At 47.0% G+C, this 19,738-nt stretch carries 15 protein-coding genes; 10 read left to right on the forward strand and 5 right to left on the reverse strand.

The genetic code is table 11. From position 1 onward, the window contains the following. Positions 1–21: 21 nt before the first annotated feature. The 3 genes from surE (at position 22) to FTU67_RS01570 (ending at position 2,768) form a co-directional block, all read left to right on the forward strand. On the forward strand, positions 22–798 hold the full coding sequence (gene surE / locus FTU67_RS01560; protein WP_075174788.1) for a 5'/3'-nucleotidase SurE: 777 nt from the start codon (positions 22–24) through the stop codon (positions 796–798). 110 nt (positions 799–908) lie between these two features. Continuing rightward, positions 909–1,745, forward strand: a complete 837-nt coding sequence (locus tag FTU67_RS01565; protein ID WP_016658404.1) for a peptidoglycan DD-metalloendopeptidase family protein — start codon at positions 909–911, stop codon at positions 1,743–1,745. A gap of 93 nt (positions 1,746–1,838) precedes the next feature. Further along, complete coding sequence (locus tag FTU67_RS01570; RefSeq protein WP_005176807.1) at positions 1,839–2,768, forward strand: LysR family transcriptional regulator; 930 nt, start codon at positions 1,839–1,841, stop codon at positions 2,766–2,768. An 82-nt stretch (positions 2,769–2,850) separates the two neighbouring features. Here FTU67_RS01570 and FTU67_RS01575 read toward each other — a convergent pair whose 3' ends face one another. Beyond that, a complete protein-coding gene (locus tag FTU67_RS01575; protein ID WP_005176809.1) occupies positions 2,851–4,062 on the reverse strand; it encodes an aspartate aminotransferase family protein in 1,212 nt (403 codons plus the stop codon). A 162-nt stretch (positions 4,063–4,224) separates the two neighbouring features. On the opposite strand from FTU67_RS01575, the gene grxD reads away from it, so the two are divergent. Then, entirely contained in the window at positions 4,225–4,566 is a 342-nt protein-coding gene (gene grxD, locus FTU67_RS01580) for a Grx4 family monothiol glutaredoxin (protein WP_005176812.1), read from the forward strand. Between the two features lie 55 nt (positions 4,567–4,621). Here grxD and FTU67_RS01585 read toward each other — a convergent pair whose 3' ends face one another. Beyond that, the gene (locus FTU67_RS01585) at positions 4,622–7,234 is read right to left on the reverse strand and encodes a Lon protease family protein (RefSeq protein ID WP_171526789.1); all 2,613 of its coding nucleotides are present in this window, start codon (positions 7,232–7,234) and stop codon (positions 4,622–4,624) included. A gap of 202 nt (positions 7,235–7,436) precedes the next feature. Between FTU67_RS01585 and FTU67_RS01590 the strand changes: the two genes are divergently transcribed. The 4 genes from FTU67_RS01590 to rpmE all read left to right on the forward strand — a co-directional run bounded on the left by FTU67_RS01590 (position 7,437) and on the right by rpmE (position 11,567). Continuing rightward, positions 7,437–9,593 carry an MFS transporter gene (locus FTU67_RS01590; protein ID WP_180006835.1) on the forward strand — a complete coding sequence of 719 codons (2,157 nt, stop codon included), beginning with the start codon at positions 7,437–7,439 and terminating at the stop codon, positions 9,591–9,593. Between the two features lies 1 nt (position 9,594). Next, a complete protein-coding gene (gene gloA, locus FTU67_RS01595) occupies positions 9,595–9,996 on the forward strand; it encodes a lactoylglutathione lyase (RefSeq protein ID WP_005176820.1) in 402 nt (133 codons plus the stop codon). A 156-nt stretch (positions 9,997–10,152) separates the two neighbouring features. Next, positions 10,153–11,133, forward strand: a complete 981-nt coding sequence (locus FTU67_RS01600) for a bile acid:sodium symporter family protein (RefSeq protein ID WP_104488747.1) — start codon at positions 10,153–10,155, stop codon at positions 11,131–11,133. Positions 11,134–11,339: 206 nt separating this feature from the next. Then, positions 11,340–11,567, forward strand: coding sequence for a 50S ribosomal protein L31 (gene rpmE / locus FTU67_RS01605; protein ID WP_005176824.1), 228 nt, complete (start codon positions 11,340–11,342; stop codon positions 11,565–11,567). 71 nt (positions 11,568–11,638) lie between these two features. Here the strand turns inward: rpmE and FTU67_RS01610 are convergent, their stop codons facing one another. From FTU67_RS01610 to epmB, 3 genes are read right to left on the reverse strand one after another with little or no spacing between them, the layout of a single operon-like run. Then, entirely contained in the window at positions 11,639–13,756 is a 2,118-nt protein-coding gene (locus tag FTU67_RS01610; RefSeq protein WP_168381852.1) for an EAL domain-containing protein, read from the reverse strand. Next, the gene (locus FTU67_RS01615; RefSeq protein ID WP_180006834.1) at positions 13,738–15,483 is read right to left on the reverse strand and encodes a GTPase; all 1,746 of its coding nucleotides are present in this window, start codon (positions 15,481–15,483) and stop codon (positions 13,738–13,740) included. The genes FTU67_RS01610 and FTU67_RS01615 overlap by 19 nt, the downstream gene beginning before the upstream one ends. 20 nt (positions 15,484–15,503) lie before the next feature. Next, positions 15,504–16,520 carry an EF-P beta-lysylation protein EpmB gene (gene epmB, locus FTU67_RS01620; RefSeq protein ID WP_104471883.1) on the reverse strand — a complete coding sequence of 339 codons (1,017 nt, stop codon included), beginning with the start codon at positions 16,518–16,520 and terminating at the stop codon, positions 15,504–15,506. Between the two features lie 377 nt (positions 16,521–16,897). Between epmB and efp the strand changes: the two genes are divergently transcribed. Together efp and FTU67_RS01630 are read left to right on the forward strand one after the other, a co-directional pair. After that, positions 16,898–17,467 (forward strand): elongation factor P, encoded by a 570-nt coding sequence (gene efp / locus FTU67_RS01625; RefSeq protein ID WP_005176835.1) that lies wholly within the window; start codon positions 16,898–16,900, stop codon positions 17,465–17,467. Between the two features lie 171 nt (positions 17,468–17,638). Continuing rightward, a complete protein-coding gene (locus tag FTU67_RS01630; protein WP_005176837.1) occupies positions 17,639–19,738 on the forward strand; it encodes a carbon starvation CstA family protein in 2,100 nt (699 codons plus the stop codon).

Raw genomic sequence — 19,738 nt, forward strand, 5'->3', positions numbered from 1 at the left:
TTTAATTTGAAGAGTAAATTTGTGAATATCTTAATTGCCAATGATGATGGCGTTTTTGCGCCAGGGATCCAGGCGCTTGCACACGCATTAAAACCTTTGGGCCGTGTGGTAATTGTCGCGCCAGAAAGCGAGCGTAGCGGGTTTTCCAGTGCTTTAACCTTAGATCGTCCTTTACGTCCAATTCCGATTGCTGAAGATATCTGGGCGGTGAATGGCACTCCGGCAGACTGTGTCTATTTATCTATGAATGGCCTGTTTGATTTTGAATTTGATCTGGTGGTGAGCGGGATTAACAGCGGCGCCAATCTGGGTGATGATGTACTGTATTCAGGTACCGTTGGTGCTGCTTTTGAAGGGCGTTTAATGACGCAGCCGGCCATAGCTGTATCACTGGCTGGCCCTAATGTCCGTGCCTATCAGCATCCGGCCGATTATGCAGTTGCCGCGCAGTGGGTGCATGATTTTATTGCCAACGGCTTGCCAACCTTGCCGCCACGCCACATTTTGAATATTAATATTCCAGATGTGGCGGAATTAAAAGGCGCAAAAATTACCTATCAGGGCCGTCGCAGTCAATCTAAACCGATTACCAGCCATGTCGATCCGCGCGGTCGCCAGGTGTACTGGATTGGACTGGCCGGAGAAGCCGTTGCAGACCCGCGTAAAGATGTGGGTGAAATCCAGTCGGATTTCTTTGCTGTGGCCAATGGCTATGTCAGCATCACCCCAATTCAGATGGATGCGACCAATTACGATATTCTGGGGCATCTGCATGACAGCTTGAGTCCAGCCCTGTAAAGAATGTTATAACTTTGTGAAAAAGTACCGTCTGAAACTCTTTTTCGGTGCTTTTTTGTTAATCTTAGCGCAGTTCAATAATTACATTTAAGATGTAGAGAGGAAGATTAATGCCTTTGGTGTCACACGGTCGTTTATTTGCAGCACCGACAACATTGTTGAAAACTTTATTTGTATCTACAGCCGTTATTTCTACGCTCATCATCAGTGGCTGTGCGTCTAAACCTCAAGTACATAATTCTGCACGTTATGCGGCTGCGCCAAATTTCTATACTGTACGCTCAGGTGATACTTTAAGCGGCATTGCAGCACGTTATGGTTTAAGTTATCTCAGTATTGCGGAAATGAACGATATTGCCGCGCCATACCGGATTTATGTGGGCCAGTCGATTCGTCTGAAAAGTGGCAGTGCACCGCGTACCACCACGACGCGTCCGGTAACGCAGCCAGCACCAATCCAGCGTCAGACCATTGCTATTCCAAAAACTACGCCAGCACCGACCGCACCGGTGACCACGACGACCACAACCACACCACGAACCACTACTCCGGCGCCGACAGTGAGTTCTACCGTAGGTTCTTTACGCTGGGTGAAACCATCCAATGGTGCAGTAATTGAAAACTTCAATTTAGCGTCGAATGTGAAAGGGATTCGTTATGGCGGCAATGTTGGTGATCCGGTCTTTGCAGCTGCAGACGGGCAGGTGGTGTATGCCGCAGATGGCCTGAAAGAATACGGTAACTTGGTGTTAATTAAGCATATTAATGGCTATATCACCGCTTATGCACACAACAGTAAACTTAACGTGAATAGTGGACAAAATGTAGCAGCAGGGCAGAAAATTGCCGAAATGGGCTCATCGGGCACCACCCGCACCATGCTGGAATTCCAGGTCCGCCTTGATGGCAAGCCGATCAACCCGACTAATGTTTTACCAATAAATTAATTTTTTTAAGTGCAAAACGTAAATTTCACCGTATAATACAATGAGTTGCTTTTATCAAAGGTAGGAGCATCTCATAAGTTCAGAGGGAAATTTATGTTAGATCAACTTCGAGCAATGGGTGTATTTGCTTGTGTTGTTGAAAAAAGCTCGTTTAGTGGCGCTGCGCGTGAACTCGGTATCACCACAAGTGCTGTAAGTCAGCAAATTCGTTCTTTGGAAAATGAAATGGAAGTAACGCTGTTACACCGTTCCACCCGAAAACTGAGTTTGACTGAAGCTGGACAAGCTTTTTTCCACAGCTGTCAGGAAATGCTCGCCGCTGCGGAGCGTGGTAAAATACGCATTAATGAATTACGCGATGACCTGGTAGGTGATTTGCGTATCGCAACCACCCCGGAACTGGGTGCGAATCATGTCATTCCGGCATTGTCGCACTGGATGTCAGCCCATCGTGGTCTGGCCATACATGTCGAAGCGGACAATCAGTTTATTGACCTGATTGAAGGTCGGATTGATATTGCTTTGCGCATGAGTTCAAAAATTGAAGATAGTCAGCTGAATGTAGTGCCACTGGCGCGCGTTGAGCAGGTTCTGGTGGCATCACCAAGTTATCTGAACCAGACCACACCGGTGTCACGTCCTGAAGATTTAAAAAATCATGACCTGATTCCAGTAAATTTGATGAAAAATTATGCCAGTTTTTCATTTCATCACGCCAGTACGGGTGAAGTGGTCGGACTGGACATGAGCTCTCGCCTCACCACAAATAATGTTCTGATTGCCAAATCATTATGTTTACAAGGGCACGGAATCGCGAGACTTTTATATCTAGATGTACAAAAAGATTTAATTAACGGTTCTTTGGTCGAAGTATTACCTGAATGGAAATTGCCGACCTTTACATTGTATGCGATTACGCCAAAACGTGAGCAGCAGCCAATGAAAGTGCATCGTTGTCTGGATGCTTTAAAACAGTATTTTTGTCAGTTACCTGGCGGCAGAATTTACCAGGAAGCCTCATAAAATATAACAATTCAGAAATTAAAAAAGCCGCATCATGCGGCTTTTTTATGCAGATTGAGATCTGTTGAGATCAACACGCGGCTTAAGCCAGGAACGTTTTGATCATTTTCACCAGACGTTCAACCAGCTGATCGGCCTGTTCCTGGCTAATGTTCAAGGTTGGCAGTAAACGCACCACGGAGCCGGCGGTCACATTGACAATCAGTTTGTATTCATCACGGGCAATATCCACCAGTTCTGCGCAGGCTTTAGGTAATTCAATCCCGATCATCAGGCCAAAACCACGCACGCTGACATTTTGGTCAGCCAGCTGGTTGCGTAGCTGCTCAACAATATAGCTACCCATTTTTGCGGCATTCTCGACCAGATTTTCTTTCTGGATAATATCAATCACGGTGTAGACCACACGTGACCCCAGGGCAGTACCACTGTAGGTTGAACCATGGTTACCGGCAGTGAGTACACCCACACCGCGACCTTGGGTCATCACTGCACCAATCGGGAAGCCATTGCCCAGGCCTTTGGCAGTGGTTAAGACATCTGGCACAATATTGGTGTGCTGATAGGCAAAATATTTACCGGTACGGCCGTTACCAGTTTGCACTTCATCCAGCATCATCAGCCAGTTGTGCTGGTTACAGATGCGGCGGATATCTTCTAGGTAGCTAAAGCCTTGAGGCGCGGTATTAACACCGCCTTCGCCCTGAATTGGCTCAACCAGAATCGCGACGATGTCCGGATACTGAATGGCGGCTTCTTCAATGGCTTCAACATCACCAAACGGTACACGGATAAAACCTTCTACCAGCGGTGCAAAACCTTCCTGGACTTTTTTATTGCCGGTGGCAGATAGGGTTGCCAGGGTACGGCCGTGGAACGACTGATCGGCGACAATAATTTTCGGATTGGCAATGCCTTGTAAATAACCAAATTTACGTGCAATTTTAATGGCACCTTCATTCGATTCTGCACCACTGTTAGAGAAGAAGACTTCTTCCATACCAGCGACTTCTGCCAGTTTTTGTGCAGCGGCAGTTTGCCAAGGCACTTCAAACAGGTTGCTGGTATGAATCAGGGTCGCGGCCTGATCCGCGATGGCAGCAGCAATTTCCGGATGAGCATGACCTAAACCACAGACTGCAATACCGGTCAGGGCATCCAGATATTCGGTGCCATCTTCAGTGTACAGATAAGCGCCTCGGCCGCGGACAAAGCTGATCGGCTGACGGCCGAAGACGGGCATCAAATGAGACGGTTGATCAGTTTGCACAGGGGCAAGGGTAACGTTGTTCATGACTAACTCTTATCTGTAAGAAAGAAAGGAAAAAACTTATATAAGCAAAATCTGCCCCCGATTGAAAGTGTAAATGTAAATAAAAATGGAAATATTGCTTTAAGCATACTGTTTTGCTGTGTTTTCGGTATAATGCAAAACAGATTAGTTGAGGATTTATCAATGACTGAACAAGCACGCGATACCGAAGCGTTAATTCGTGACCAAATTGCTAAACATGCAGTTCTTCTTTACATGAAAGGCACACCGCAATTCCCACAATGTGGTTTCTCAGCTCGTGCAGTAGAAGCGCTCAGTCAAATTGGTCGTCCATTTGCCTATGTGAATATTCTTGAAAACCAGGATATTCGTGCAACTTTGCCGAAAATTGCCAACTGGCCAACTTTCCCGCAATTGTGGATCAATGGCGAGTTAATTGGCGGTAGCGATATTATGCTGGATATGTTCCAAAAAGGTGAGTTACAGCCTTTGGTTGAACAGTACAGCCCAGCGCCTGAAGCTTAATTCAGTCGTATAAAAAAGCGCCTTTCGGCGCTTTTTTGCTTTTTTAGACCGGCCATTATGAGCCAGTCTGGTTACGGGCATCTTCTACCGGAATAGCCTCAATTGCTGCTTCAGCAGGCTGATCTTTTTTCTTGGCCTTTTTTTCTTTCTTGGCTTTTTTCTTTTTCTTTGGCTCTTCCTCTTCAATTTCTGCACCATCTTCAATGGCTTGCCAGTATTCAAGCTGCGCCATCACCATGTCATAAATCGAGCCTTTGCTATAACGGCCTTTTTTGTCCAGTTTACCGACCGGACGCGCCATCAGAATTTCCAGTGCCTGATCAATCACATCAATGGCATGAATATGGAATTCGCCTTTTTGCACCGCTTCAATCACATCTTTACGCAGCATGAGATGCTGCATGTTTTGACGCGGAATAATCACGCCTTGCTTGCCGGTTAAACCTTGTAATTTACAGGCATCATAGAAGCCTTCAATTTTGGCATTGACGCCGCCAACAGGTTGCACCTGACCCAGCTGGTTCATGGAACCGGTAATGGCCCAGGACTGATCAATTGGTAACTGGCTGATTGCTGAAATCAGGGCAGACAGTTCCGCAACGGTGGCGCTATCACCATCGACCTGACCATAGCTCTGTTCAAAGGCCAGTGCGGCAGAGAAGTGCAGAATCTGTTCGCGGCCAAAATGGGCTTTCAGGAAGCTGGACATTAACAGCACGCCTTTGGCATGCAGCGAGCCGCCCAATTCAACACTGCGTTCAATATCCAGAATATCGCCGCCGCCCTGATAGACCGATGCCGTCAGGCGCGAAGGCAGGCCAAACTCGACATCGGCATAATGAATCACGGACAGGGCATTGATCTGACCCAGACGATGACCTTTGGTTTCAATCAGCTGGGTGCCGCGTGACAGGTCTTGCCAGTACAGTTCACGTAAATAGCCTAAGCGATATTTGCGATGATCCAGCGCCATGTTGATATGTTCTTCTGACACCATTTTTTTGCCGGCTTGTACGGCATGATGATGTGATTCCCGAATCAGATCACCTAGCGTTAGCGCATGTAAGGACAACGAGCTTTGGTCTTCGGCCAGACGACTCGAGTCGGTTAACAGCGCAGCCAGGGCAGAGCGGTCAAAGGGCAGCAGTTTATCAGCCTGAACATAATCAGCAATCAGCTGCATATAAGCCTGCTCATTGGTGTCATTACGTTGTAATGTATCGGTGAAGTCAGCACGGATTTTAAAGACGCTGCCCAGCTCTGGTTCGACTTCCAGAATTTCATAATAGATTTCCGGCTCGGCCAGTAGAATGACCTTTAAGGTCAGGGGAATTGATTCCGGTTCAATCGAAATACTGCCGGTTAAAGTCAGCATATGTTCCAGTGAGGACAGTTTTAGCTGGCCCGATTTCAAGGCACGTTTCAGCCCTTGCCAGGCATAAGGCTGTTCCAGTAACTGTTCGGCTTCCAGAATTAAAAAACCGCCATTGGCACGATGTAAGGCACCGGAACGGATTAAGGTGAAGTCAGTGGTGATGGTGCCGTTCTGGGTCATCTGTTCCACATGACCGAGCAGGTTGTAGTGGGTCGGGAAATCTTCAAAGATCACCGGCGCACCCGAATTCGGTTTATGCGTGACAACAATATTGGCCTGATAACGCGCTGGCACCCGGCTAAACACTGCCGGAGTGAAGTCATCTTCTTCCTGTTCCAGCACCATTTCAACATTGTTGATAATGTCTTCGGCATAGTATTTCAGATAGTCTTCAAGCCCTTGAACCTCTGAAAATTTATTCAGCAATAAATCAATCCGCGGCATCACCACCTGTTTGGCAATGTCACGATTCAGGACCTGAACCCGATCGCGGGCATCATCTTCCAGATCGCCCAGATGCAGACCCAGACGTTCCAGTTTTTTATCCATATAGCGCATATTGGCGGCAATTTCGGCGCGCTCTTTGCTACTTAAGGCATTGACATCTTCCTGGGTCATTTCCTGCAGCTGGTCATCTTTAAACTGCACCGGAATAAAGCAGTGCTCGTCATTGCGCGAGACCAGTTTTAAATCCAGCGTTTCACCTTCTTTGGTCAGTTCAATGAGGGCCTGTTGCTGTTCATCGCCAGTTTGCTGGCGAATCTGTTCAATGCGGTTGTGATAGGTTTCGGCGCTAAAACGGCGTTCCAGCTGTTTTAAAATGGTCTGCCAGCTCTGATGCAGCTGGGTCTGGAATTTCGGTGCCTGACCGGCCGGCAGTCGCAGGGCAATGGGCTGGCGCGGGTTTTTAAAATTATTGACATACACCCAGTCATTTGGCGTGGCCATGGTTTTGGCATGTTGCTGCAGTAAACGCCGGATCATGGTGCGTTTGCCCAGTCCTGCCGTACCGACCGCAAAAATGTTATAGCCGGAATACGGCAAGGCAATGCCGGCTTCTACCGAAGCACGGGCACGATCCTGACCCAGAAAATTATTTAAAGGTTTAATCCGTTTGGTGGAGGCCGGAATTTTGTCCAGATCCGGAATATGGGTCAGCTGTTCCGGGCTTAAGCGGGTGTTATTAAGTGTCGTTTGAATTTCGGCTTGTTCGAAGGCTGAGGTAAGAGTTTGTTCTGGTTGTAAAACTAATGTTTGTTGTTCGGTAATTGAAGCAGATAAAGAAGAGGTCATGTGCTCGTGTCTTTGCGTCACTGTGAAATCCAAAACGAAATTATTGCAATAGAGATTTAAGGTATACAGGTTTAATAGAAAATTTCAAGCCAGGCCGCTGCATTTCTCCAGAAAATCACAGGGCGTTTGCATAAATCAGGTTGAAACCAAATCCATTAAACGATTGAATAGCAACATTCAGTTTTTTGACAAAAATAATGTAATGACAACACAATCTACAGGATGGAAGTCTGCCTTTACCGCATTTTTAGATCGGCGTGCGCTGATCATGCTGTTTCTTGGCTTCTCGGCCGGTATTCCCATTCTTCTTATTTTTTCCAGTTTATCGTTATGGTTAGGTGAAGCCGGCATTAGCCGTAATGCCGTAACTTTCTTTAGCTGGGCGGCGCTGGGTTATTCATTTAAGTTTGTCTGGGCACCATTAATTGATGAGTTACCAGTGCCATATTTAACCCAAAAACTGGGCCGGCGCCGGGCCTGGCTTTTAATTGCCCAGGTCCTGATTATATGCGCCATCTGTATTATGGCCTTTTCAGATCCGGCCTTAGGGCAGACGCATCTCTACCAGATGGCGGTGGGTGCGGTGCTGCTCGGTTTTGCTGCGGCCACGCAAGATATTGTGATTGATGCCTATCGTATTGAGCTGGCTGAAACCCAGATGCAAACTGTATTGGCTTCGACCTATAACGCCGGTTATCGTATCGGGATGATTGTAGCTGGTGCGGGCGCTTTATTTCTGGCAGCGTATCTGGGCACGGCTAAAGGCAACTATATTTATGAGGCCTGGAAATACACCTATCTGGTGATGGCGGCGGTGATGCTGATCGGGATGTGTACCACGCTGGTGATTCGTGAGCCGGTGGTGGAGCGTGTCCGTAAAGAATATAAACGCAGCGATTATTATCGACTGGTGGTGGTGTTTTTTGTTGCCGTGATCAGTTTTGTGCTGAGTTATATCTATTCCGGTCAGGCGCTGGATGCGCTGAAAAACCAGCTCAGTATTCAGGATTCCTTCCTGCTGTTTACGCTGGAGGCGATTCGCTTTATTGGCTCGGGTGCGGTGGCTTTACTGGTCGGAACTGTGCAGGTCAAACTGGGTGCAGTCAATAAACAGATGGCTTTTGAAACCTGGGTGCATCCGGTCGCGGATTTCTTTAAGCGCTATGGTTTAAAGCTGGCTTTGGTGTTACTGCTGCTGATCGGGTTTTATCGGGTTTCGGATATTATTGCCGGGGTCATTTCCAATGTGTTTTATCAGGACCTGAACTTCAGCAAAGAACAGATTGCTGAAGCAGTCAAAGTCTACGGGGTGATTTTCTCGTTGGTGGGTGGCTTCCTGGGTGGTTTGCTGGCCCAAAAAATGAATATCATGAAACTGATGTTTCTGGGCGCAGTGCTGGCCAGCTCGACCAACCTGATTTTTATTGGACTGGTCAAATCCGGGCAAAGCCTGAGTGATGTGCAGGTGAATGTCGGGGCGCAGCAATATAAGGTACAGGCTGATGAAGCCGGTTACTGGAGCATACAGGTACCGAGCAATGTGCTGGCTCAGGCCAATCAGATTCAGGTACAGGCACAATATGCCAATCAGTCCGATCAGGCACAATTAAGCATGCCGTATTTGCAGCAGACCGGCACAGCCCAAATCCAGTTATTACCGATTACTTCGGATAACCGGATTTCTGTACAGGAAGCCGAGCAAAGTCTGGTGATTCGTGGTCAGTTGAGTGGTCTTGATGCTGCACAGCTACAACCTGAACAGCCGCTGAGTTTGGTTCTGGATGGCAAGGAATATCCGGCCAAGCTGGAAGAGGGTGGCCTGTTTAGTGGCGTGATTGAAGGCCAGCAGTTACAGACAGCACAAAATAGCACGATTCAGGTCCAGGCCCGATTGCTGGATGGCAGTACACTCAGTGCTAACCGCAGCTATCAGCTGGCACCGCAGCATCCGGTGCTGGATATTGATATTCAGGCCTTGACACCGGTGGATATCAACGCTGATGCAGCGGTAGAAGTTCGCGGTAAGGTGATTAAACCGTATAGCAGTTTATGGCTCTATCTGGCAATTATTATTGATAACCTGGCCTCCGGTCTGGCCGGTGCGGCATTTATTGCCTTCCTGTCCAGCTTAACCAGTGTGTCGTTTACCGCTGTACAATATGCGATCTTTAGTTCGCTAATGACCCTCACTCCTAAAATTTTAGGTGGATATTCAGGTACCATAGTCAATAATATCGGTTATCCGAGTTTCTTCCTCATGACCACGCTGCTTGGAATTCCGATTCTGATTCTGGTGGTGTGGGTGGCAAAATTATTGCGTGCTCATGAACACGCTCAAATTCAACAAAAGGACGAATAATATGCGCATGCTGCATACCATGTTACGTGTAGGCAATTTAGAACGGTCATTGCAGTTCTATACTGAAGTACTTGGCATGACTTTACTCCGTAAACGTGACTACGAAGAAGGCCGCTTTACCCTGGCATTTGTCGGCTATGGTGATGAAGACAACCATACCGTGCTGGAACTGACCCATAATTGGGATACAGACAGCTATGAGCTGGGCAATGGCTATGGTCATATTGCCATTGCAGTGGAAGATGCTTACAAAGCCTGTGAAGAAATCAAGGCACGCGGCGGCAATGTGGTGCGTGAAGCGGGGCCAATGAAAGGCGGCGTGACCGTAATTGCCTTTGTGGAAGATCCGGACGGTTATAAAATCGAGCTGATCCAGCAGGATGACAATGCCCGCAATAACTAAGTTGGCGCAGTAGTATAGCGCCACAAAATAGTGAACATTAAGCCAGCAGACTAGCTTTATTGTTCCAGCCCAGTAAGATGGAACTTTACCGTGAGGTAAAACCCGCTGACTGGGCTTTTTTATGTCGATGCAAAAATAAAATCACAGGATGTAGACATGCTAAAACTACTTGCATTGGATCGCTTTACCATATTGTTAATTGTGATGGTGATACTGGCCAGTATCGTGCCGGTGTCTGGACAGGTCGCTGAAGTCTTTGGCGTTATTACCACGGCGGCCATTGCGGTGCTGTTTTTTTTACATGGGGCAAAATTGTCCAGAGAGGCGGTGGTACAAGGCATCATGCACTGGCAACTGCATACGCTGGTGTTTGCGTTTACCTTCTTGTTATTTCCAGTGTTGGGTCTCATGGCCAAACCCGTATTACTGCCATTGCTGGGGCAGGAGCTGTACTGGGGCTTTCTGTTTATGTGCTTCTTGCCTTCTACAGTGCAGTCTTCCATAGCCTTTACCTCGGTTGCACGCGGCAATGTCGCCAGTGCAGTCTGCAGTGCGTCTTTTTCCAATATTGCCGGCATGTTCATTACCCCGGTTCTGGTCAGCCTGTTTATTTTTGGCCAGTCGCAGCACGATTATGATCCGACCTCATCCATTATTCAGATTACCTTATTGTTATTGGTGCCTTTTATTCTGGGGCAATTGCTGCGGCCGTGGGTCTATCCATTTCTGGTCAAGTTCCCAAGTCTGGTTAAAGGCTTTGATCAGGGCACCATTTTAATGGTGGTCTATGGCGCCTTTAGTGGCGCCGTGGTGGCCGGACTGTGGAATGAAGTCAGCGGCACAACGTTACTGATTTTAACTGTGGCCTGTTCGGTACTACTGACTATCATCATGCTGCTGGCGCTGTACATCCCGAAATGGTTGGGCTTTAAACGTGAAGACCAGATCGCGATTTTCTTCTGCGGCTCTAAAAAAACCCTAGCCAGTGGTGTACCGATGGCGCAGATTCTGTTTATTGGCCAGCCTTTGGGCATGATTGTGCTGCCAATCATGATTTTCCATCAAATCCAGCTGATGGTCTGCGGCATTATTGCCAATTACTGGTCGAAGCAGCCTGAAATTGAGGACAAAGAATAATTCGCATATTGGCATAGATTCACGTATAATATGCCCCAACTTGTTGTGCTTAGCTCTGACGGTATCCGTCTCGGTGGGCCAAAAGAATGGTCTGTTGTGGTGTTGGTCTGCGGTTTATCTCGAATAAACAGCTTTTTTCCTCAGTCTTGAGAGTGATCAATTGCGACGACAGCAAAACCTTCTTTAATCTTATGGAGTAATCGACGATGCGCGCCGATATTCACCCAAAATATGAAAAATTAGTTGCTACTTGTTCATGTGGTAACGTGATCGAAACTCGTTCAGCTGTTGGTAAAGACACTCTTTACCTAGACGTATGTTCAGCTTGCCACCCATTCTACACTGGTAAGCAAAAGAACGTTGACACTGGCGGTCGTATCGACAAGTTCAAACAACGTTTTGCTGGTATGTCACGTTCTATCAAACGTGGTTAATACCCAGAATGAAAAAAACGGGCATTTGCCCGTTTTTTTGTGCCTGCACTTCAGGCGAAAAGTACAAGACCTTATTGGTCTTGTACATCAATGAGATGATCCAGTTTCTTCTGGAAGTAATCACCCTGAATATAACGGGCATCCACATTCCAGGCGTTGGCAAACAGGTTCATATCGTTTAGTTCATGTAGCACCACTTCCACCGGCTTGATTTCGCTAAACTGCTGAATCTGTTCCTGTAACTCCTGAGTCGCGCTATCTTGCATCAGTTTGCTGGTCAGCGATGGATGCAGGGTCACATATTGCACATCCAGCTGTTTAAGAATGGATTCGCTATACATCGACTGGCCAAATTCACGGATAGAAATCTCCGCACCATGCTGATGCAGCAAATGCATCTGCTTTTGGGCATCCATCAGGTTCTGGCTCACATCTTCTTCAGAGAATTGCAGAATTAACGGATAAGCCTGCTGACTGCCCACAATGGTAATCAGTTTGGACACAAATTCCGGGAACGCGCGGTCTTGTAACAGCACATGCTTGTTCAGGTTAACAATCAGCTTGGCTTCCGGATATTGGGTAATGAAGTTGTGTAGCTGTTTGCAGGCTTCGACCAGAATCCAGCGATCCAGTTTAATTGAGAGTTCTGGATCTTCAGCCAGATCAACCAGCCCGGTCAGACTTTTCCATTCTGCTTGATGAATAAAGCCGCTGCTGACTTCATAGGTATATAAATTGCTGTCCTGTTTGTCATACAGTTGCTGGTATTTCAGATGAATTTCATTACGATCCAGGCTGTGGCGTAAGGCGCCTAATAGCGATGAAGCAGCGGTTTCGACCACAGGTGCAACCTTTGGCTCGACAATTTCCAGCGACAGATCGGTCATGGATAAATCCAGTCCGAGGCTTTGCTCATCTTTTTGCTGATAAGGCAGTGCGGTTACAAAGGCACGTTCCATCAGCTGTTCAAACTGGGTGCTGTCGGCAATTTCACCTTCTAGTACCGCATAGCCCATACGGAAATTCAGCGGATAACTTTGCCCATTGACGCTCAATAACTGCGGTTTACTCAGTGAGCTGAGACCAATCAGTTTGGAATGCAAAATGGTGGTTGATTCTGCCTGAAACAAGCCAATATAGATCGATGAATTGACCTTGAATAAAGGCACATTGGTCTGTTCTTTCAGGAAGGTTTTAATATTACCGAAATAGTTTTTCAGCGTAACCCAGTCCGATTGCAAGACTTTTTCAGGGCAGGAGGCCAGGGCAAATACCACCAGCGCATTAATTTTGGATGGCTGATTGTTCAGGGTGCGGTTAATCAGCTGATGGGTCGGCTGCTGACCAGCTGTGCTTTCATTGCTGGCCTTGGCTGGTGCTGTAGCAGCTTGCTGAATATCAATGGTCAGCTGCAAGGCATCTTCATCAGTGGCCGGTAAAAATTCTAGCTGTAGCGGATTTTGCGCGGCGACATGACTATTTAAAGAGCTGTAGCTGAAACGGCCTAAATCAAACTGACCTTGCGATACTTTTTTAAAGCGCAGTTTAAAATCGGCTAGATCTTCCGGTTGCAACAGGTCAAGCAAAGGCAGACCAATAATCTCATCTTCATTCTGAAAGCCAAACAGCTGTAAATATTCCTGATTGGCCTGTACATGAATGCCTTCCTGAATAATCGCCACCGCCTTGTTGCTGTCTTCCACCAGAGACTGCGCCTGCGTCTGGGCATTTTCCAGCTCTTCTTTGAGCTGGGCATGGGTTTGCTGCAAACGGCTGAAAGAGAGGGCACGAAGCAGACCCAGATAGAAACTGTCACTATCGTTCAGGTTGACCAGATCATAAATGCCTTTGCGGATGAGGGCGCTATATTGGGTGGCATCATAGTCTTCAGGTTGCAATAACACCAGCGGTAAATTCGGCTGTTTTGAGGCGCGAATCAGGGTCAGGGCCTGATCAATTTTCAAGTCGTAGGCGCGGCCAAAAATCACCACATCCCAGGTTAAATTCAGCTGTTTTTCAAAATTTTGCAGGTCATCGAGCAGGGTGGCCTGCACGGTATGTTCCTGTGCATTCAGCTGTTCGCAAATCTGATTAAAACGGATTTGGTTATCATCGATAATGAGTAAACGTGTTTCGGTACGTTTAAATTTTTTAGATAGTAAAGGATTTCTCACTTCAACGCTTCCCATAAATCTTGATTCTTAACGTCATTCATCTGCTTGTGAATAAAGGCATCGACTGTGGCTTGCTGCTGGTCATTTAACAGTTCAAAGTCAAAACGCATAAAGCTTTGAGTAATGAGTAACGGTTTAATTAAAAAGACTTTAATGTCTTCATCCCCTAAACGCAGCTGTACGGTCTGCTTGTCTCTTAATAATTGAATCCCCGGTAAAATAAGATGAGTGCTGACTTCATTTAGCTGTGAGCTCTGCATGAGCAGGGCAGGATGATAATGCCCGCTATGCCGGTCAGATTTCACATAGACGGCACATGGAATAATGTCCTGCGCCAAAACTTCAAGGCCCAGTTCCAGGGTTTTGTCAGTCGACTGTTTAATCCAGCGAATCACACCGCCACGCCACGGACTTTGCGGATTTTCCTGCACCAGAATAAATTCACCGGTTTTAAGGTTTTTTGGCGTTTCACCTTCCCATTTAATCCGGTAACCATTCACACTGATATCCAGCACTTCCGCGCCGTAAATCTGTTTGGCCTCGCGGTCCAGATTCTGGATTTTACTGATGTCGGCAGTGGCATGACTGTGCATCTGGTTGATGAACTGGCTTTCACTCTGGAACTGGTAATTTTCACCCAGTTGCAGGGTTTCCTGAAAATTCTTGCCTTTAGACAAATAGAAGTGCGCCACGCTTAAGCCAAAACAGATTTTGACCCGGGCCGAATATTCATAACGTTCATGGCGACGCTCAGGATTATGAGTGAGCAGGGTATGAATATGAAAATGCAGGGCCGGAGTTAAAAACAGCTTTTCATTGCGGGAGAAATGTTCGGCCTTGCGGCCCTGATTTTCACTAATATGATCCAGCAGTGCCTGCGTCGAAATAAAAATACCCGGCTCAAAATCACCCGATTGATGCGAGTTATAAATTGGCGGATAGTCTTTGTTGGTATCGACAATATAGCGTGACAGGGTGGTTTCTTTGGGCAAAATCTGAATCAGCTTGACCCAGTCAAAACTGCAGAGATACAGCCCCTGAATTTCGGCCGGACGAATCTGATGGGAATTGAAAATATCCAGCAGGATTAATTGTGCATATGCCTGACTGATATTTTGCAGCTGATGCTGGGTGCCTTGCAGATGGTTAATATTGTTCTGAAGAAAATTGTGCTGCAGCGCGCAGTTAAACAGTTGATGCGCAGTGAGCCATTGCCCGGAAAATGGCGAGCTATATAGCATCTGTTGCTGATACAGCAATAAGGTCAGTTGTTGCAGCGCATAATAGGTGGCCACAGTCCGCGCAGTCTGCAGGTTCTTTTTCAGGTTAAAGGCAAAAATGGAAAACTTCTGCTGGGCCAGCTGGCGGTGACTGCGGCGCGCGATTTCAATATAGACTTTGGCAAAATGACTACGTAACAACAGCGCCAGCTCGATAATGTGCTCATTGCGGTCGCTGCTAATCAGACCCTGGTTAAAAAAGTGTTTTTCCAGGCTGGTCAGGACATTTTCCAGCGTCGGGTGAATGGCCTGAATCAGGTCAAAGCGCAAGGTTTCCTGACATTTGAGTTCAGAAATTTCCAGTAAGGCTTTGAACAAGGCTTTTGACGAGTCCCCAAGCTGTAAAATGGATAAGTCAGCTGCCCACTCCTGAATACTTTTGACAGAATTCTGGCAAAAACTGAGCTGTTCCAATTTCAGCTCAGTGGCAACCTGAAAAATATCTGAATGATTCATATTCATCGTTGTTATTTAACTCAAATTCAAGCAGTTGAAACCCCAAAAAGCGGTGTTTTATTCTTTTCGCCCGCAATTTCCCTAACGAGTTTAGGAACCAGATAACCCGGCAAGTTCGCTAAAACCTCTTTATAAATAAGATCGATGTCCTGTGGCATCAGATCGAAATGATGTGCACCTTTCACTTTATCTAATACATGCAAGTAATACGGCATCACCCCAGCATCGAACAGGCGATAACTTAAATCGACCAGAACCTGAGCAGAATCATTCACCCCACGAAGTAAAACTGCCTGATTCAGGACGGTAATTTGATGTTTCACCAGTGTATTTAATGTACGGCAAGTGAAGTCATCCAATTCTGATGCATGATTTGAGTGTACCACCAGAATAATCCGTAGCCTACTGTTTTTTAATATGGAAATCAGCGCTTCATCGACACGGTTGGGGATTACAATCGGAACGCGTGAATGAATTCTCAAAAATTTAATCTGTGGCAGCGATTCCAGACGTTCGATCCAGCTCTGTAAACGTCGATTGGTTAACGTTAATGGATCACCGCCACTTAAAATCACTTCGTTAATGTCGGGCTGAGATTCAATATATTGTTTGATGTTTAGCCAATCTTCATTTTTAGGCAGGTTGTCCTGATAGGGAAAATGGCGGCGGAAACAGTAGCGGCAATGTACTGCACAAGCCCCGGTCAGGGTCAGTAGAAAACGCGACTTATATTTGTGCAGGACACCCGGTTGCTGGTTGGCCTGTTCTTCACCTAAGGGATCGGTGACAAATTCAGGATGATCTTCCAGTTCCAGATGATGTGGCAAGACCTGTAACAGCAGCGGATCAAACGGATCGGCGACTTTCATTTTTCCGACGAATGCACGCGGCACACGTAATTTAAACTGTTCAGATGCCAGAATTGCGCCGGAGAGTAACTGTTCAGGCGACAGTTGCAGAAGATTCAGCAACTCCTGAGGATCGGTAATTAAATCACTGAGCTGTGATTGCCAGTTTTGCTGTTGATACAAATAGTTTGTCATGCCGGAAAAGAATCATGGAAGTGGGAGGGCAAGGCCTAATCGTGCTAGTTTAACAGTTTGCAGGCGCTGGGAATGTGCTTTGTGTGCGAAAAATCAGGACATCCGGGCCAGGCGGAGTCCAGAACGAGCTGCACTGATTTTAAGCATCTGCCAGTTGGGAATAAAGCCGGTAGATGGATATCTGCTTGTAACTTAGGCAGCAGCGGCCGGTTAAACAAGAATTTTTCATTGCGGCAAGGTATATTGGTCATTTAGAATACGTCACATAAAATGAATGTGCATGTGGCAACTAATGTTCGTGTCAGACTTGCTAAATGACATCGCAACAGCCCGTAGCATCGATAGCTTAAAGTTAGTAAGTTTGGAGTGTGCCAGTCATGGCCAATTATTCTACGAATGAATTCAAGTCAGGCCTTAAGGTTATGCTTGATGGTAACCCATGTTCAATCATGGAAAACGAATACGTAAAACCAGGTAAAGGTCAGGCCTTCAACCGTGTGAAATTACGTAACCTTAAAACAGGTAAAGTATTAGAAAAAACTTTCAAATCTGGTGATTCACTAGAAGCTGCTGACATTGTAGAAGTAGAAATGGACTACTTGTACAACGACGGCGAACTGTGGAACTTCATGGATCCTGTAACATTTGAACAGATCGCAGCTGATAAAACAGCTATGGGCGATGCTGCAAAATGGTTAAAAGACGATTCTAATGAAAAATGTACCATTATGTTGTTCAACGGCGTGCCTTTAAACGTTAGCGCTCCGAACTTCGTGGTATTAAAAATTGTTGAAACTGATCCAGGTGTTCGTGGTGATACTTCTGGCGGTGGCGGTAAGCCAGCGAAACTTGAAACAGGTGCTGTGGTACGTGTTCCATTATTCGTTCAGCAAGAAGAAAGCGTTCGTGTAGATACCCGTACTGGTGAATATTTAGAACGTGCATAATGGTGTAAAAATATACTATTATCGAAGGGATGATGATCAATCATCCCTTTTTTATGCCAAAGTCTTAGAGGCATAGAAAAATAACAGGCGTAAAGTCGCAAAGGAAAACAGCAGTACCTCGAACAACAACAATCAAGCTGATTTAAATGCATCGAAAATATGAGGGATTGAATGGAAACATTACCAACGAAGTCGAGCCTAACTTCGAAAATTATCTGGCTGCTCGTCGCTATTGTGGGTGCAGTGTCTTTCGGGATTCTGGCACTCAGCCGTGGTGAGCATGTAAACGCAGTCTGGCTGGTCCTCGCCGCCGCCTGTGTCTATAGCATTGCTTACCGCTTCTACAGTTTATTTATTGCCAATAAAGTCTTTGAACTCAATGCTAGGCGTTTAACTCCCGCGCATCGCCTGGCCGACGGTTTAGATTATGTTCCGACCAATAAAAGTGTCCTGTTCGGCCATCACTTTGCCGCGATTGCCGGTGCCGGACCGCTGGTTGGTCCTATTCTGGCAGCGCAAATGGGTTATTTACCGGGCACCATCTGGCTATTGGTCGGGGTAGTGCTGGCCGGTGCGGTACAGGATTTCCTGGTGCTGTTTATTTCGACCCGTCGTGACGGCCGCTCACTGGGTGAAATGGCCAAGCAGGAACTGGGCAGCTTTGCCGGTATTATCGTGATGCTGGGTGCACTTGGGGTGATGATTATCATCCTGGCGGTACTGGCGCTGGTGGTGGTGAAAGCCCTGACCAACAGTCCGTGGGGTGTATTCAGTATTGCCGCCACCATTCCGATTGCCATTTTTATGGGCATTTACATGCGTTTTATCCGTCCGGGTAAAATTGCAGAAGTGTCGATTATCGGTTTTGTGCTGATGATGCTTGGCATCATCTACGGTGAAAACATTGCGCAGCATCCGTACTGGGGACCGTTCTTTACCTTGTCAGGGACTGAGCTGACCTGGGCATTGATCATTTACGGTTTTATTGCGTCGGTTTTACCGGTGTGGCTGTTATTGGCACCGCGTGATTATCTGTCAACTTTCTTGAAAATTGGTGTCATTGCAGGTCTGGCGATTGGTATTTTATTTGCCATGCCGGAAATGAAACTGCCAGCGGTCACCAAGTTTGTTGATGGGACTGGTCCGGTATTTGCCGGTTCGCTGTTCCCATTCCTGTTTATTACCATTGCCTGTGGTGCGATTTCCGGTTTCCACGCCCTGGTGTCTTCAGGCACCACGCCAAAACTGGTCAACAACGAACGCGATATCCGTATGATTGGTTATGGCGGCATGTTGATGGAGTCTTTCGTGGCGATTATGGCACTGATCTGTGCCGCGGTGCTTGATCCGGGTGTGTATTTCGCGATTAACTCGCCAGCGGCTTTACTGGGTACGTCGGTAGATACGGCAGCAGAAGCTGTGCGTAACCTTGGTTTTGTGGTCACGCCTGAAGCCTTGACCTTGCTGGCCCAGGAAGTCGGTGAAAACTCGATTCTGTCCCGTACTGGTGGTGCGCCAACCTTCGCAATTGGTATGGCCCATATCATCACCGAGATTTTCAATAGCCGTGAAATGATGGCGTTCTGGTATCACTTTGCCATTCTGTTTGAGGCGCTGTTCATTCTGACAGCGGTGGATGCCGGTACCCGTGCCTGCCGTTTTATGGTTCAGGATACCGTAGGTATTGTGATTCCTGCAGTGAAAAAATCACACAACTTCTTTGGTAACTTGCTGGGCACGGCAGTTGCAGTGGCTGGTTGGGGCTTCTTCGTTTATCAGGGCGTGGTCGATCCACTCGGCGGGATTAACAGCTTATGGCCGCTATTTGGTATTGGTAACCAGATTCTGGCTGCGATGGCGCTCATCCTTGGTACTGTCATCCTGTTCAAGATGAAGAAACAGAAATATGTCTGGGTGACCATCATCCCGACCGTGTTCCTGTTTATCACCTCGATGACTGCTGGCTGGCAGAAGATTTTCCACGAAAATCCGAAGATCGGCTTCCTGGCACAGGCAGAGCGTTTCAATACCGCCATTGCCAATAATGAAATTCTGGCACCAGCCAAAAGTATTGCGGAAATGCAGACTGTGGCAATGTCGAACCAGATTAATGCGGCATTGTGTGGCTTCTTTATGATTGTGGCGTTTGTGATGCTGTTTGCTGCGATTGGGGTGATTCGCCGTGCCTTGGCCAATCCGGAACCAACCGTGCATGAAGCAGAAGCAATTTACCGCGATCCTGAAGATATTCAGCCGGCCAAAGGCCATTAA

Origin of the sequence: Acinetobacter sp. YH12132, from assembly GCF_013418645.1 — a bacterium.
Classification (GTDB): domain Bacteria; phylum Pseudomonadota; class Gammaproteobacteria; order Pseudomonadales; family Moraxellaceae; genus Acinetobacter; species Acinetobacter indicus.

Excerpts from the sequence above, each read along its gene's own strand:
- FTU67_RS01565 (WP_016658404.1), top strand. The coding sequence starts at position 909 with ATGCCTTTGGTGTCACACGGTCGTTTATTTGCAGCACCGACAACATTG.
- FTU67_RS01570 (WP_005176807.1), top strand. The coding sequence starts at position 1,839 with ATGTTAGATCAACTTCGAGCAATGGGTGTATTTGCTTGTGTTGTTGAA.
- FTU67_RS01575 (WP_005176809.1), bottom strand. The coding sequence starts at position 4,062 with ATGAACAACGTTACCCTTGCCCCTGTGCAAACTGATCAACCGTCTCAT.
- grxD (WP_005176812.1), top strand. The coding sequence starts at position 4,225 with ATGACTGAACAAGCACGCGATACCGAAGCGTTAATTCGTGACCAAATT.
- FTU67_RS01585 (WP_171526789.1), bottom strand. The coding sequence starts at position 7,234 with ATGACCTCTTCTTTATCTGCTTCAATTACCGAACAACAAACATTAGTT.
- FTU67_RS01590 (WP_180006835.1), top strand. The coding sequence starts at position 7,437 with ATGACAACACAATCTACAGGATGGAAGTCTGCCTTTACCGCATTTTTA.
- gloA (WP_005176820.1), top strand. The coding sequence starts at position 9,595 with ATGCGCATGCTGCATACCATGTTACGTGTAGGCAATTTAGAACGGTCA.
- FTU67_RS01600 (WP_104488747.1), top strand. The coding sequence starts at position 10,153 with ATGCTAAAACTACTTGCATTGGATCGCTTTACCATATTGTTAATTGTG.
- rpmE (WP_005176824.1), top strand. The coding sequence starts at position 11,340 with ATGCGCGCCGATATTCACCCAAAATATGAAAAATTAGTTGCTACTTGT.
- FTU67_RS01610 (WP_168381852.1), bottom strand. The coding sequence starts at position 13,756 with ATGGGAAGCGTTGAAGTGAGAAATCCTTTACTATCTAAAAAATTTAAA.
- FTU67_RS01615 (WP_180006834.1), bottom strand. The coding sequence starts at position 15,483 with ATGAATATGAATCATTCAGATATTTTTCAGGTTGCCACTGAGCTGAAA.
- epmB (WP_104471883.1), bottom strand. The coding sequence starts at position 16,520 with ATGACAAACTATTTGTATCAACAGCAAAACTGGCAATCACAGCTCAGT.
- efp (WP_005176835.1), top strand. The coding sequence starts at position 16,898 with ATGGCCAATTATTCTACGAATGAATTCAAGTCAGGCCTTAAGGTTATG.
- FTU67_RS01630 (WP_005176837.1), top strand. The coding sequence starts at position 17,639 with ATGGAAACATTACCAACGAAGTCGAGCCTAACTTCGAAAATTATCTGG.